We start from the raw sequence: 13,372 nt of genomic DNA, 5'->3' as shown, positions 1-13,372 counted from the left end.
ACTATGACGAGGTTTGCGCGAGGGGACACCACCGGCAAACGGGACGGAGGTATCCGGCATGAGAATGGCGGCGCCGATCAGGAACCGACGCGCGAGTTTTCATCCGGCCTCGTGCACCTGACGGCCCTCGAACCAGGTCGAAAGCACCTTGGTCTGCGATAGAAGCTCGGGCGCGGTCGCGAACAAGTCGCGATCGACCAGGATGAAATCTGCCGACTTTCCGGCTTCGATCGATCCGGTGAGATCGGACAAGCCCATCGCCTGCGCGGCGTTGACGGTGTAGATGCGCAGCACCGTCTCGAGATCGAGGGCCTGCTCCGGCCAAAGCGCACCGTCATATCCGCCCCGCGGATTGCGGCGCGTGATCATCCCTTCGATTCCGAGCCAGGGGTCTGGATTGGCCACGACCGGCCAGTCTGATCCGGCCGCCATCAACGCGCCGGCGGCGTGGAAATCGCGAAGCGGCCAATAGCAGTCGGCGCGATCCTCCGGCAGCGCCGCACGGATGGCTTGCTGGATCGGGCCGGGATACCAGATGATCGGCGACAGGTCGGCCGCGACATCGAGCGCGCGGAAGCGCGGGATATCGGCGGGGGCAACGAAACCCGCATGCGCGATCTGGTGAGTAGCACCGGCGCCGTCTCCGGGCCCGTTGAAGCTGCGCACGACTTCGATGGCGTCGAGGGTATCGCGAACCGCGGCATCGCCGGTGCAATGCACCTTGACCCGCATCCGATGTTTCTCGGCCTTTGCGATCCACCGCACCAGATCAGGAATCGAAATCAAGGGATCGCCGCAAAAGCAGCAGCCTTGCAGGCGCGTGGCACGGTACGGCGTGAGCATGGCGGCGGTACGCGTCGTCGGCACGCCGTCCATGAACAGCTTGATGAAATCGGGACGGACGTGGCGGGTGCGATAGGTCTCCCGGCGCACGATCAGCGCGTCTCCGACGAGGTCGGCGCCCGACAGCGTCCGCTGCGCGGGCAGCGAGGCGACGCACCAGCCATTGAGCTCATTGGCGCGATCGAGCGCGGCCAGCGCCTCCAGGAACGGGAGCGTCGTCGTCGCATCCTGAAATGCGGTAACGCCGAAGCCATTGAGAATCTCAACTGCGCGGCGGCACGAAGCCTTGTTGCGCTCCGCAACATCCGGGATGCTTCGCTCGACCGCCTGCTCGGCGAGCCCCGAGGCTCGCTCCAGCAACAGCCCGGTCGCGGCCCCGGTCTCCACATCGCGAAGGATTTGACCGTCCTGGGGATCGGGGGTGCCTGCGTCGATCCCGATCAGCTCCAACGCACGAGAATTGACCCACCGGTTGTGCTGGCTGTCGTCGCGCAGCATCACCGGATGCGCCCCGGAAACGGCATCGAGCGCCGCCAGCGAACTTGCACGACCGATCATTTCGACCAGTTGGCTTCCCCAGATGCCACCAAAGACCCACTCGCCCGGTTTCGTCGTCGCGCATCGCGCGCGCACAGCTTCGAGCACCGCATCGAGCGGCATCGTCGGCAAGAGTTTCAATTCATAGAGGTCGGCTTGCCCGCCACGGAGATGGTGGTTGTGCACATCGACGATACCGGGCAGCAGCATGCCGCCGCCAAGGTCCACCATCCTGGTTCCGGGACCGGCCAGACCTTTGACGTCGAGATCGCGACCGACGGCAACGATCGTGCCGCCGGCCACCGCAATCGCCTCGGCGCGGCTCGCGGCGGCATCCGCCGTGAACACTTTTCCATTATGGAAGATCAATTCCGGCCGCATCATCGTGCTTGGCCCTCAGTGCGCCGACAGGATTCGCGGCTGCCGCGAGAAAACAGTGAGGCACAGAGCGTAGGCCGCGATTGCGGCGGTCTGCAGCCAGTAAAGCAGTGTGGACTTGCCGGCGAGAACGCTCTGCAACGCGTCGGAAAGGTTGACGGCGCAGAGACCAAGAACCGTGACCCAGATCGCAACCAAGGCGAAGACGACTTCACCCGAACGCGCGGCGGAGGCAAACAGGCAGATATAGGCCACCACCGCGAACGAGATGATCTTGTCCTGATAGGCGTAGTAGGGTGTATCGTAGTAGACAAACAGGATCGGCACCTTGATTCCGAAGAAGTGCGCCACCGCCATGCAGCAAAAATAGGCCACGCCGGCCCAAAGAAGCAGACTGAGAATGCGACCGCTCATCGAGTCACCCATGAAGGACCTTGCGAGATATTCCTGTCGGCAGGCTGGTTACGTCGCTCGCATCGTTTCATGGTCCCACATCAAACATGGACCAGCCAGACACATTAATTTCTGACCGAGGAAACCATGGCCTACCATCGCAAGCGCCCTGCCCCGGATCCCTGTCCCGTCGAGACGGTCCTCAAGATCGTCTCGGGCAAATGGAAGGTCCGGGTCCTTCATCTCCTTTCGCTCGACGAACTCAGCTTCGGCGAATTGCGCAACTCGATCGTGGGCGTTCGCCAGCAAGTCTTGTCCAGCCTGCTGCGGGACCTGATCGCCGACGGCGCGGTCCGACAACGCAAGATTTCATCCGAACGATCGATCTACGCATTGACGGAGAGAGGATTCGAGCTTGTTGCGCTGCTGACCCCCCTGGCCGAATGGGGAAACAATCTGCTCGCCGAACAGGGCGTTACGTGGCGACCGCCCGAGCCGCCGCGAAGCGCTCAGCACGGCGGCGGTGGCGAGAGCTGCCGGACATCGGAACGTCCGTCCGCGCAGAACGTACAACGATAGTTGCTGTCGACCCGCTTGCTTACCGGTTCCCGCGCCGGCTGACGTAGAACACGATCACGGCGAGCGGCACGGCGAGTGCGAGCCAGGAGGCCTGGTCCCAGATCCCGTCGCCGAGCAGCGCCGAGACCAACCCGAAGCCGATCACAGCAAAGATCAGCGCCGGCATGAGGAAGACTTGCGTGATCGAGCGTTTCGCGGCCGGCATCAGGATCGCTCCGCGCCCGCGACGAGCGGCTGGCCCGCCGCAACTGGTGCCGGCGCTTCTACTTCAGCAGCATATGCACGCGAGCGGGACAAAATCCGTTAAACCTTCGACTTTTTATGCAACGTTCCGCAACGCGCAGCCCTGCGATGGGACGCTACACCCGTTGCGTCGGGAAACATTCCCGATGACGGTCGCATCGTGGAAGCCGGTTCGGAAACGATTCCCGATATCCCGACACGTGACGACACGCAGCCTGCTGCCGCTCGCGGGAGGCGCGTGCAGTGGGCAAGTGCAAATCCGGCATCTGCACGCAACACGAGCTTGCCGAGATCATGCGGCCTTCGACCTGGCCGTGGCGTCCGGGTAGCGACACCGCGCCTGCCCGATCAGTGGGCTTCCAAATTGTCCACGTCCCGAGCCCTGTCTGGGGATGATGCCGCGGGTCGCTCGACGGGGCCCGATCGGCTTGTTAAGCCGCGTCTCCGCAAGGACAATTTGAGTCGGGGCACATGACCGTAGCGATCGAGATGGGACAGACGACGGCCGGCGCTTCGGCGGCCATCGACCTCGAGGAGCTGTTGGCCACGCGCCTGCTGGTGCAAGGCAATTCTGGTTCCGGCAAATCCCATCTGCTGCGGCGGCTCCTGGAACAGAGCGCCCCCTGGGTGCAGCAGACCATCATCGATCCCGAAGGAGATTTCGTCACGCTGGCCGAGCGATTCGGCCACCTCGTCATCGACGCCGAGGATCACACCGAGCGCAGCCTGCAGGTCGCCGGCGAGCGCGTGCGCATCCATCGCGTCTCCACCGTGCTCAATCTCGAGGGGCTCGACGCCGAGAACCAGATGCGGCGGGCGGCGGCTTTCCTCGGCGGAATGTTCGAGGTTCCCCGCGACCACTGGTATCCGATGCTGGTGGTGGTGGACGAGGCGCAGCTGTTCGCGCCGGCGGTTGCAGGCGAGGTCACCGACGAGGCGCGCAAGCTCTCGCTCGGCGCGATGACCAATTTGATGTGCCGCGGCCGCAAGCGTGGCCTTGCCGGGATCATCGCGACCCAGCGGCTGGCGAAGCTCGCCAAGAATGTCGCCGCCGAAGCATCCAACTTCCTGATGGGCCGCACCTTCCTCGATATCGACATGGCGCGCGCCGCCGACCTGCTCGGCATGGAGCGGCGGCAGGCGGAAGCTTTCCGCGACCTCGAGCGCGGACAGTTCATGGCGCTGGGCCCCGCGCTCTCGCGCCGTCCGCTGGGCCTGCGCATTGGCCCAACCGACACCCAGCCGCGCAACGCGGCGCCGCGGCTGATGCCGCTGCCTGAAGCGGCGCTGGAGGACGCACGCGCCATCATCCTCGCAGCCCCGCCGCCCGAGGCGGCCCGGTCGCCGCGCCGGGCGCCGGCACCGGACCTGCTCAGCCAATTGATGGCCGCCAAGCCGGCAGCACCGGAGCCGGATCCTGAAACCGCGGAGCCACCGCCGAGCGCCGAGCAATTGGCCGAGCGGCGTGAGCGGCTGGACCGGATCCTGCGCGCCATCCTCGCCGAGCCCGACGCGGGCTTCCGCGCCATCGGCGTGCTCTATCAGGAATTCGTGGTGCGCTGCCGGATCGAGGGACTCGGTGCCGTGGTGCCCGAGCTGACCGATTTCCGCCGTATGCTGACGCGCGCCCGCGCCGGGCTCGGCGCCGATATGGCGGAAGACGACGCGTGGCAGGACGTCTCGCTGCGTGCCGCCATCCTGCCCGAGGACATGCAGGGTGTCTTCATGATGATCGCCCGCGCCGCGAAGGAGGGCTGGCCCTGCCCGGGCGATGCCGCGATCGCCCGCGCCTACGGCACCCACTCGCTGCGTCGCGCCCGGCATCTCCTGACCTACATCGAGGAGCAAGGCCTGATCGTCTGCCAGCTCGACGGCGCCGGCCGGCGGATCGTGACCCTCGTCGAACTCGCCTGGGCAACCGCGGCCGCCGATCCGAATGCGGACGATGTGCCGGCGGAAGCGGCTTGCAGCAACTCAACGCTGTGATTGGAGCGGCGGGCAGCGAAGCGCACGATCCAGAAATGCAGCCCAACACGAAAAAAGCCCGCCGAAAGGCGGGCTTTTCATCTCTGCCGGTTAAAGAGATTTGGTTGCGGGGATAGGATTTGAACCTATGACCTTCAGGTTATGAGCCTGACGAGCTACCGGGCTGCTCCACCCCGCGTTAACCGTTGCGTGCCTTGCAGAAAGAGTGCCCGAACCTGCCGGCCAACGCGTCTAACGGCGCCGATCGATCCGTCCGGAGGGCTTCCTGAGAAGGCGACCCGGGCCGAAGCCGTCGGGTGCGGGGCGTATGTATCAATGTGAGGTCGGTTTGGAAAGCCCTGGATGCAGGTTTTTGAGGATTTTGTGACGTCCAAATCACCGGTTTTCCTGACAAAATTACCGCCGGGAACCGGGGCTTGCCAGACAGCGCGCAAAAGCGGAGCTTGGCGCCCAACAAAATCCGTCAAGGAAATGTCATCCAAGGGGGAACGCCAATGGACCGGCCATTGAAGAGCCCGGGGCTGTACGCGCTTGAGGAGACCTTCCACCGCCAGTTCGAGCTGTCGCGGAGCGAACCGGCGCCGACATCGCAGGCGCGGCTCGACCGGCTACGCCGCCTGCGCGCCGCGCTGACCGAAAACGAGGCGCGATTCGAGGCGGCGATCTCGGCCGATTTCGGCCACCGCTCCACCGTCGAGACCGCGATCGCCGAGACCATGCTGGTGCTCGGCGAGATCAAGCACGCGGCCAAGCACCTCAAGTCGTGGATGGCGCCGCAAAAGGTGCCGACCACCGTGCAGTTCGCGCCGGCGAAGAACCGGCTGATGCCGCAGCCGCTCGGCGTGGTCGGGATCATTGCGCCGTGGAATTATCCGCTGCAGCTCACGCTGGCGCCCGCGGTCGCCGCGATTGCGGCCGGCAACCGCGCCATCATCAAGCCGAGCGAGCTGGTGCCGCGCTTCGCCGAACTGCTGACCGAAGCGATCGAAAAGAAATTCGACGCCACCGAGCTCGCGGTCACCGATATCGACGACGACATCGCAAAAGCCTTTGCCGCGCTGCCGTTCGATCATCTGATCTTCACCGGCTCGACCCGGATCGGCCGGCTGGTCGCGGAAGCCTGTGGCCGCAATTTGACACCGGTGACACTCGAGCTCGGCGGCAAATCGCCCGCGATCGTCGACGGCTCCGCCGACATCGACGAGGCCGCGCAGCGCATCGCCTATGGCAAGCTGCTCAATGCCGGACAGACCTGCATCGCGCCCGATTACGTGCTGGTGCCGCAAGCCGCGGTGCAGCCGTTCGCAATGCGGCTGCAGGGCCACATGCAGCACATGTTCGGTATCGATCCGAAAAATCCGGACTACACCTCGATCGTCTCGGACCGGCACTACGCCCGGCTCGAGAGCCTGGTCGCCGACGCCGTCGCCAAGGGCGCGACCATCATGCAGCCGGCTGCTGCGAACGATCCCGAGTGGAAGGATCGGCGCAAATTCCCGCCGACCGTGATCGTCGATGCGACGCCCGAGATGACCGTGATGCAGGAGGAGATCTTCGGGCCGCTGCTGCCGGTGATGGGCACGCGCGACGCCTCAGAGGCGATCGCCTTCATCAACAAGCGCGACCGCCCGCTGGCGCTGTACTGGTTCGGCACCGACAATGCGGCCCGCGACGCGGTGCTGGCGCGCACGGTGTCCGGCGGCGTCACCGTCAATGATTGCCTGTTCCACTTCGCGCAAGCCTATCAGCCGATGGGCGGCGTCGGCGCGTCCGGCACCGGTGCCTATCACGGCGAATGGGGATTCAAGACGCTGACCAAGCTGAAGCCGGTGTTCTACCGCTCGCGCTTCAACCGGCTTGCCGATCTCTATCCGCCCTACGGCGCGAAGATCGCGCGGCTGGAGAAGCTGATGCGATTGTTGTCGTAGCCGAACGCCATTCCGGGGCGATGCGAAGCATCGAGCCCGGAATCCATCGCGCCGCGGTGACGCCGATAAATGGATTCCGGGCTCGCGCTGCGCGCGCCCCGGAATGACGATAAGGGGGAAACATACGTGACTGACGCATTCGATTTCGTGGTGGTAGGCGCAGGCTCCGGCGGCTGTGCGGTGGCGGGGCGATTGTCGGAGGATCCGGCGACCTCGGTGGCGGTGCTCGACGCCGGCGGCAAGAATGACAATTGGGTGGTGACCACGCCCGGCGCCATCATTCTGATGCTCTCGGGCAAGCTCAACAACTGGGCGTTCGACACCGTGCCGCAGAAGGGCCTGAACGGCCGCATCGGCTATCAGCCACGCGGCAAGGGCCTCGGCGGCTCGAGCGCCATCAATGCCATGGTCTATATCCGCGGTCATCGCGCCGACTACGACCACTGGGCTTCGCTCGGCAATACCGGCTGGAGCTACGCCGACGTGCTGCCTTACTTCAAGCGTTCGGAGCACAACACCGAACTCGACGGCGAATATCACGGCAAGGGTGGACCGCTCAACGTCACCGGCCTGCAGTCCGACAATCCGGTCAAGGAGATGTTCCTGCAGGGCGCGCGCGAGGCCCAGTTCCGGATCCGCGACGATTTCAACGGCGCCGAACAGGAAGGCCTCGGCATCTACCAGGTGACCCAGAGGAATGGGGAGCGCTGGAGCGCCGCGCGCGGCTACATCCATCCCCATATGGGCCGCCGGCCCAATTTGCGCGTTGAGACGCAGACACAGGCGACCCGCATCATCTTCGAGGGCAAGCGCGCCGTCGGCGTCGAATACATGCAGGGCAAGGAGAAGAAGGTGCTGCGCGCGCGGCGTGAGGTCATCCTCTCGGCCGGTGCGTTCCAGTCGCCGCAATTGATGATGCTGTCGGGCATAGGCGACGCCGCGGCGCTCGGCAAGCACGGCATCGCCAGCGTGCATCATCTGCCGGGTGTCGGCCAGAACCTGCAGGATCACCCGGATTTCGTGTTCGGCTTCGCCTCCGACGCACCTTATTTCTCGGGACTGTCGTGGAGCGGCATCGGGCGGATCATCAAGGGGATCGGGCAATACCGGCGCGAGCGGCGCGGCCCGATGACCTCGAACGTCGCCGAATGCGGCGGCTTCCTGAAGACACGACCCGATCTCGAAACTCCCGACATCCAACTGCATTTCTGCATGGCCATGGTGGAAGACCACGGCCGCAAGCCGCGCTGGGGTACCGGCTTCTCCTGCCATGTCTGTCTGCTGCGCCCGGCAAGCCGCGGCAGCGTCTGGCTGAACAGCGCCGATCCCCTCGCAGCCCCCGCGATCGATCCGAACTTCTTCGGCGAGGACAGCGACGTCGAGACCATGGTCGCGGGCTTCAAGATGACCAAGCGGCTGCTCGACGCGCCAGCGCTGCGCGCGTTGCAGCAGAAGGACATGTTCACGGCGGATGTCCGCACCGACGACGATATCCGCAGCATCCTGCGAGCGCGCTCCGACACCGTCTATCACCCGGTCGGCACCTGCAAGATGGGCACCGATGATCCGCTTGCGGTGGTCGATCCGAAGCTGCGCGTGCACGGGCTCGACGGCCTGCGCGTGGTCGACGCCTCGATCATGCCGACGCTGATCGGCGGCAACACCAATGCGCCGACCATCATGATCGGCGAGAAGGCCGCCGATATCATCAAGGCGGAGATGCGGATGAGTTTGTCTCCTTCGTCATTCCCCGGTGCGCAATTGCGCACCTGAGGGCGTGCGTCAGCGCGAGCCCGGGGACGACGCTGGGTGTGGCGAGCGCCGGCGATGAGGATGATTTCTTTACCGGCATCGAATAGGCCGGACATCGAGAGGTTGCCGAAAACGGACGATTGATCGCTACAATTGTCCTTGATGCGAGCCGATTTCATCAACCTGGGAACCGTAGGAGATCGAGGCAGGAAATCCTCATCCATGAACCTCTTCGACATCGTCGTGACCCTGGGGCTGGTGTTCGCAGTCGTCACCGGCTTCACCACCGGCCTGCTGCGCAGCGCAGTCACCATCCTGGCCTACCTCGTCGCCATGCCGATCGCGGTCGCGGTGCTGGCGATGATCGGGCCCCACATCGCGACGCTGCCGTCGTCGCCGTTTCCGCCCAATGGGGTGCTGCTGTTCGGCCTGTTCCTTCTGACCGGCGTCATCCTCGGAAAAATGGCGCGGACGATGCTCGACGACACCATCGGCGCGGAGATCGGGATCGGCGACCGGCTTGGCGGCGCGCTGCTCGGTGCGGTCAGGGTCGGCCTCGTCGTGACCACGCTGGTCCTGGTGTTCGATCAGCTGGTCCCACTGGCAAAGCAGCCGCAATTCCTCAACGGATCGCAATTGCGGCCGCTGTTCTCCGCGGCAGGACAGGCCGGATTCCGCTCTCTGCCGCCGGAAGCCACCATGGCGATCGAGCGGCTGCGGCGGGAGCAGCGGATCTAGCCGATTAAGTTGACCCGCCTGTTCCTGCCCGGCATGCACTTATGCATTGCACGTCCCTTATCGGCGCCGCCGAGCTTGGCTAGAATAACGCCATCAAACCTTTACAAACCGACCCGACATCACAGGGAGTGAACTCGTGGATCTTGGAATCAAAGGCCGCCGGGCCATCATCTGCGCATCGAGCAAGGGACTGGGCCGCGCCTGCGCGATCGCGCTCGCCAATGAGGGTGTGCATGTCACCCTGACGGCGCGCGGCGCCGAGGCGCTGAAGCAAACCGCGGACGAAATCCGCAAGGCGCATCCGTCCGTCACCGTCACCGAGATCGTCGGCGACATCACGACGGCGGCGGGACGCGAAGCCGTGCTCAAGGCCTGCCCCGAGCCGGACATCCTGATCAACAATGCCGGCGGCCCGCCGCCCGGCGATTTCCGCAACTGGACCCGCGACGACTGGATCAAGGCGATCGACGCCAACATGCTGACGCCGATCGAGCTGATCAAGGCAACCGTCGACGGCATGATGGCGCGCAAATTCGGCCGCATCGTCAACATCACCTCGGCCGCGGTGAAGGCGCCGATCGAGATTCTCGGCCTCTCCAACGGCGCCCGCGCCGGCCTCACCGGCTTCGTCGCCGGCCTGTCGCGCAAGACCGTAATCAACAATGTCACCATCAACGGCCTGCTGCCGGGCCCGTTCGATACCGACCGCCTGCGCGGTACCGCCAAGCCCGAGGCTGAAAAGCGCGGAATCTCGGCCGACCAGGTCCTGGCCGAGCGCGCCAAGCTGAATCCCGCGGGCCGCTTCGGCCGTCCCGACGAATTCGGCTACGCCTGCGCCTTCCTGTGCGGCGACAAGGCCGGCTTCATCACCGGGCAGAACATCCTGCTCGATGGCGGCGCCTTCCCCGGCACCCTCTAGTGCCGCCGATTTGAAGCTCCTGCACTGTATGCGGCAAGGCCGATTGGGAGCTTCAAATCGGTCAGGCGGCACTAGAGATTCATGAGTCTTCTAGCGCCCTCTTGCTTTCCGAAGTTCGCGCAAGAGGTCGCTGGACGAGTTCACGAACTTCGGAAAGGGCGCTAGATGAAAGCGGTCTGGTACGAACGAGCCGGCGCGGCGCCGACGGTGCTTACCGTCGGCGAGATGCCGACGCCCGATGCGGGGTCCGGCGAGGTCCGGGTTCGGCTCGAGGCCTCCGGGGTCAATCCCGCCGATGTCGGCCGCCGCAGCGGTAACTATCGCGCGATGGAATTCCCGCGCGTGATCCCGAACAGCGATGGCGCCGGGATCATCGACCAGGTCGGTGAAGGCGTCACACGTTTTGCCGTCGGCGACCGCGTCTGGCTGTTCAACGGCCAGCGCAATGGCCGTGCCTTCGGCACCGCGGCCGAGTACATCACGCTCGCCGACTATCTGGTGACTCCGCTGCCGCAGGACGTGTCGTTCGCGGCTGGAGCGACGCTCGGCATCCCCTGCATGACCGCATGGTGCGCACTGTTTGCCGACGGTCCGATCGCAGGGCAAACGGTGCTGGTCACCGGCGGCGCCGGTGCGGTCGGCCATTACGCCGTGCAACTGGCAAAATGGGGCGGCGCGCGCGTGATCGCGACCGTGAGTTCGCAGGTCAAGGACGCCGAGGCGCGGCTCGCCGGCGCCGACACGGTCGTCAATTACCGGACCGAGGACGTCGTCTCCAAGGTGATGGCCTTCACCGAGAACCGCGGCGTCGACCGCGTCATCGACGTCGATTTCGGCGGCAACCTCGCCACCACGCTGAAGCTCATGGCGATGAACTCGACCATCGCGGTCTACGCCACCAATGGCAACCGCACGCCCACGCTGCCGGTGCGCGAATTGATGGAGAAATGCATCACGGTGCGCGCGCTGGTGCTGTTCGCGCTGCCGCCGCCGCTGCTCGCGGCCGCGCAGGCCGACATCACGAAGTGGCTCGCCTCCGGTACCCGTGCGCACAACATCGCCGGCCAATTCGCACTATCGGAGACCGCCGACGCCCATCTCGCGGTTGAGAAGGGCGACAAGATCGGTACGGTGATCGTCGACTGCGCCAGGTAACAAGAGACAGAGAGGGCACGCCGCATGCAATGGACAATCGGCAAGGTCAAGATCACCAAAGTCGTCGAGCTGGAGACCGTCGGCAGCACGCGGTTCATCCTGCCGCTGGCCGGCCGGGAGGAGATCCAGAGCCTGCCCTGGCTGATCCCGCATTTCGCCAATGAAGATGGCCGACTGAAAATGTCGATCCATTCGCTGCTGGTGGAAACGCCGGAGCACCGCATCATCGTCGACACCGGGCTTGGCAACGACAAGCAGGGCCGCAACGTACCGACCTGGAACAACCGCAGCGATCCGTTCCTGGAGAAGCTGACCGCGGCCGGATTTGCCCCTGACAGCATCGACACCGTGCTGTGCACGCATCTGCATGTCGACCATGTCGGCTGGAACACGAAGCTCGCCGGCGGCAAATGGGTGCCGACCTTCGCCAATGCGCGTTACGTATTCGGCAGGACTGAATACGAGCACTGGCGCGACCATAGCGACGATCCGGCGCATGCCGCTGTTTTCGCCGACTCGGTGAAGCCGATCGCGGATGCCGGCAAGGCCGAACTGGTGCCGAGCGACCACCGCCTGACCGAGGAGATCACGCTGATCCCGACGCCGGGCCACAGCCCCGGCCACATGAGCATCCACATCAAGTCGGCGGGAGAGGAAGGGCTGCTGACCGGCGACGTCGCGCATCATCCCTGCCAGATGTATCACCTCGACTGGTCGTCGACTGCCGATTCCGACCAGAAGCAGTCAGCCGTGACGCGGCGCGAGCTGTTTTCGCGCTTTGCCGACACGCCGACGCTGGTGATCGGCGGGCATTTCAATGCCGGCCACATCAAGCGCGATGGCGATGCGTTCAAGTTCATCGCGCTGGGGTGATCGGCCCGAAATGGCCTTGAAATAAGGCTTGGCTGCAATGCAGCGGCCTCATGGCGGTTGAATTTCCGCCCGCGCTGTTCCATGAAGCGTGTCGAGGTATACCAGTAACAATCCTCAAGACATCGTAGGGAGTGATCAACATGAAGCTTGTTCGTTATGGCGAAAAGGGTGCGGAAAAGCCCGGTCTGATCGATAAATCCGGCCAGCTGCGCGACCTCTCGGCCCATCTGAAGGACCTGACCGGCGACGCCTATTCGCCGGAGTCGCTGAAGAAGCTTGCTGCCCTCGATCCCGCCTCCCTGCCCGCCGTCTCCGGCAAGCCGCGCTTCGGCGCCCCGGTCACCGGCATCTCCAAGTTCGTCGCGATCGGCCTGAACTATTCCGACCACGCCAAGGAAACCGGCAACCCGATTCCGTCGGAGCCGATCTTCTTCCTGAAGGCCAACACCGCGCTGTCGGGCCCGAACGACGCGGTCGAGAAGCCGCGCGGCTCGACCAAGCTCGACTGGGAGGTCGAGATCGCGGCGATCATCGGCACCCGCGCCAAGTATGTCTCGGAGGCCGACGCGCTGAACCACGTCGCCGGCTACTGCATCTGCAACGACGTCTCCGAGCGCAACTTCCAGATCGAGCGCCTCGGTCAGTGGACCAAGGGCAAGTCGCACGACACCTTCGGCCCGGTCGGCCCGTGGCTCGCCACCAAGGACGAGATCGCGGACGTGCAGAAGCTGTCGATGTGGCTCGACGTCAACGGCCAGCGTCGCCAGACCGGCTCGACCTCGACCATGATCTTCACCATGGCGAAGTGCATCTCCTACGTCTCGCAGTTCATGACGCTGCTGCCCGGCGACGTCGTCACCACAGGCACTCCGCCCGGCGTCGGCACCGGCATGAAGCCGCCGCAGTATCTCAATGTCGGCGACGTCGTGACGCTCGGCATCGAAGGCCTCGGCGAGCAGCGCCAGGAAATCGTCGCGGCTTGAGCGCTGCGCGTTTCTCCTGAATTCGTCATGCCCGGGCTTGACCCGGGCATCCACGTCTCAGGTCT

Annotated in this window: 12 protein-coding genes and 1 tRNA gene; 9 read left to right on the top strand and 4 right to left on the bottom strand. The window is 65.0% G+C overall.

Annotated elements, in window-relative coordinates; translation table 11 throughout:
* Nucleotides 1-99: 99 nt before the first annotated feature.
* A complete protein-coding gene (locus JQ616_RS18700; protein WP_212016741.1) occupies nucleotides 100-1,764 on the bottom strand; it encodes an amidohydrolase in 1,665 nt (554 codons plus the stop codon).
* 12 nt (nucleotides 1,765-1,776) lie between these two features.
* A complete protein-coding gene (locus JQ616_RS18695; RefSeq protein WP_212016739.1) occupies nucleotides 1,777-2,172 on the bottom strand; it encodes a hypothetical protein in 396 nt (131 codons plus the stop codon).
* A 126-nt stretch (nucleotides 2,173-2,298) separates the two neighbouring features.
* On the opposite strand from JQ616_RS18695, the gene JQ616_RS18690 reads away from it, so the two are divergent.
* Nucleotides 2,299-2,730 (top strand): winged helix-turn-helix transcriptional regulator, encoded by a 432-nt coding sequence (locus JQ616_RS18690; RefSeq protein WP_212016737.1) that lies wholly within the window; start codon nucleotides 2,299-2,301, stop codon nucleotides 2,728-2,730.
* A 19-nt stretch (nucleotides 2,731-2,749) separates the two neighbouring features.
* On the opposite strand, the gene JQ616_RS18685 is transcribed toward JQ616_RS18690, so the two are convergent.
* Nucleotides 2,750-2,935: a hypothetical protein gene (locus JQ616_RS18685; protein ID WP_212016735.1), complete on the bottom strand. Its 186-nt coding sequence runs from the start codon at nucleotides 2,933-2,935 to the stop codon at nucleotides 2,750-2,752.
* 509 nt (nucleotides 2,936-3,444) lie between these two features.
* Here JQ616_RS18685 and JQ616_RS18680 point away from each other — a divergent pair.
* Nucleotides 3,445-4,959 (top strand): ATP-binding protein, encoded by a 1,515-nt coding sequence (locus JQ616_RS18680; RefSeq protein WP_212016733.1) that lies wholly within the window; start codon nucleotides 3,445-3,447, stop codon nucleotides 4,957-4,959.
* 101 nt (nucleotides 4,960-5,060) lie between these two features.
* On the opposite strand, the gene JQ616_RS18675 is transcribed toward JQ616_RS18680, so the two are convergent.
* Nucleotides 5,061-5,137: transfer RNA gene (locus JQ616_RS18675), tRNA-Met, on the bottom strand.
* Between the two features lie 316 nt (nucleotides 5,138-5,453).
* Here JQ616_RS18675 and JQ616_RS18670 point away from each other — a divergent pair.
* The 7 genes from JQ616_RS18670 (at nucleotide 5,454) to JQ616_RS18640 (ending at nucleotide 13,307) form a co-directional block, all read left to right on the top strand.
* Nucleotides 5,454-6,887, top strand: coding sequence for a coniferyl aldehyde dehydrogenase (locus tag JQ616_RS18670; protein WP_212016731.1), 1,434 nt, complete (start codon nucleotides 5,454-5,456; stop codon nucleotides 6,885-6,887).
* 126 nt (nucleotides 6,888-7,013) lie between these two features.
* The gene (locus JQ616_RS18665; protein ID WP_212016729.1) at nucleotides 7,014-8,660 is read left to right on the top strand and encodes a GMC family oxidoreductase; all 1,647 of its coding nucleotides are present in this window, start codon (nucleotides 7,014-7,016) and stop codon (nucleotides 8,658-8,660) included.
* A 201-nt stretch (nucleotides 8,661-8,861) separates the two neighbouring features.
* Complete coding sequence (locus JQ616_RS18660; RefSeq protein ID WP_212016727.1) at nucleotides 8,862-9,377, top strand: CvpA family protein; 516 nt, start codon at nucleotides 8,862-8,864, stop codon at nucleotides 9,375-9,377.
* 136 nt (nucleotides 9,378-9,513) lie between these two features.
* On the top strand, nucleotides 9,514-10,296 hold the full coding sequence (locus tag JQ616_RS18655) for an SDR family oxidoreductase (protein WP_212016725.1): 783 nt from the start codon (nucleotides 9,514-9,516) through the stop codon (nucleotides 10,294-10,296).
* Nucleotides 10,297-10,461: 165 nt separating this feature from the next.
* Nucleotides 10,462-11,451: an NADPH:quinone reductase gene (locus JQ616_RS18650; RefSeq protein WP_212016723.1), complete on the top strand. Its 990-nt coding sequence runs from the start codon at nucleotides 10,462-10,464 to the stop codon at nucleotides 11,449-11,451.
* Nucleotides 11,452-11,475: 24 nt separating this feature from the next.
* Nucleotides 11,476-12,324: an MBL fold metallo-hydrolase gene (locus tag JQ616_RS18645; protein WP_212016721.1), complete on the top strand. Its 849-nt coding sequence runs from the start codon at nucleotides 11,476-11,478 to the stop codon at nucleotides 12,322-12,324.
* Between the two features lie 140 nt (nucleotides 12,325-12,464).
* On the top strand, nucleotides 12,465-13,307 hold the full coding sequence (locus JQ616_RS18640) for a fumarylacetoacetate hydrolase family protein (protein WP_212016719.1): 843 nt from the start codon (nucleotides 12,465-12,467) through the stop codon (nucleotides 13,305-13,307).
* Nucleotides 13,308-13,372: the final 65 nt, after the last annotated feature.

Origin of the sequence: Bradyrhizobium tropiciagri (assembly GCF_018130545.1) — a bacterium.
Taxonomy (GTDB): Bacteria; Pseudomonadota; Alphaproteobacteria; order Rhizobiales; family Xanthobacteraceae; genus Bradyrhizobium; species Bradyrhizobium tropiciagri_A.
This window is presented reverse-complemented; position numbering and strand designations above follow the sequence as displayed.

Coding starts and splice junctions, on each gene's coding strand:
- JQ616_RS18685 (WP_212016735.1), bottom strand. CDS start 2,935: ATGCCGGCCGCGAAACGCTCGATCACGCAAGTCTTCCTCATGCCGGCG.
- JQ616_RS18700 (WP_212016741.1), bottom strand. CDS start 1,764: ATGATGCGGCCGGAATTGATCTTCCATAATGGAAAAGTGTTCACGGCG.
- JQ616_RS18650 (WP_212016723.1), top strand. CDS start 10,462: ATGAAAGCGGTCTGGTACGAACGAGCCGGCGCGGCGCCGACGGTGCTT.
- JQ616_RS18670 (WP_212016731.1), top strand. CDS start 5,454: ATGGACCGGCCATTGAAGAGCCCGGGGCTGTACGCGCTTGAGGAGACC.
- JQ616_RS18695 (WP_212016739.1), bottom strand. CDS start 2,172: ATGAGCGGTCGCATTCTCAGTCTGCTTCTTTGGGCCGGCGTGGCCTAT.
- JQ616_RS18690 (WP_212016737.1), top strand. CDS start 2,299: ATGGCCTACCATCGCAAGCGCCCTGCCCCGGATCCCTGTCCCGTCGAG.
- JQ616_RS18660 (WP_212016727.1), top strand. CDS start 8,862: ATGAACCTCTTCGACATCGTCGTGACCCTGGGGCTGGTGTTCGCAGTC.
- JQ616_RS18680 (WP_212016733.1), top strand. CDS start 3,445: ATGACCGTAGCGATCGAGATGGGACAGACGACGGCCGGCGCTTCGGCG.
- JQ616_RS18640 (WP_212016719.1), top strand. CDS start 12,465: ATGAAGCTTGTTCGTTATGGCGAAAAGGGTGCGGAAAAGCCCGGTCTG.
- JQ616_RS18645 (WP_212016721.1), top strand. CDS start 11,476: ATGCAATGGACAATCGGCAAGGTCAAGATCACCAAAGTCGTCGAGCTG.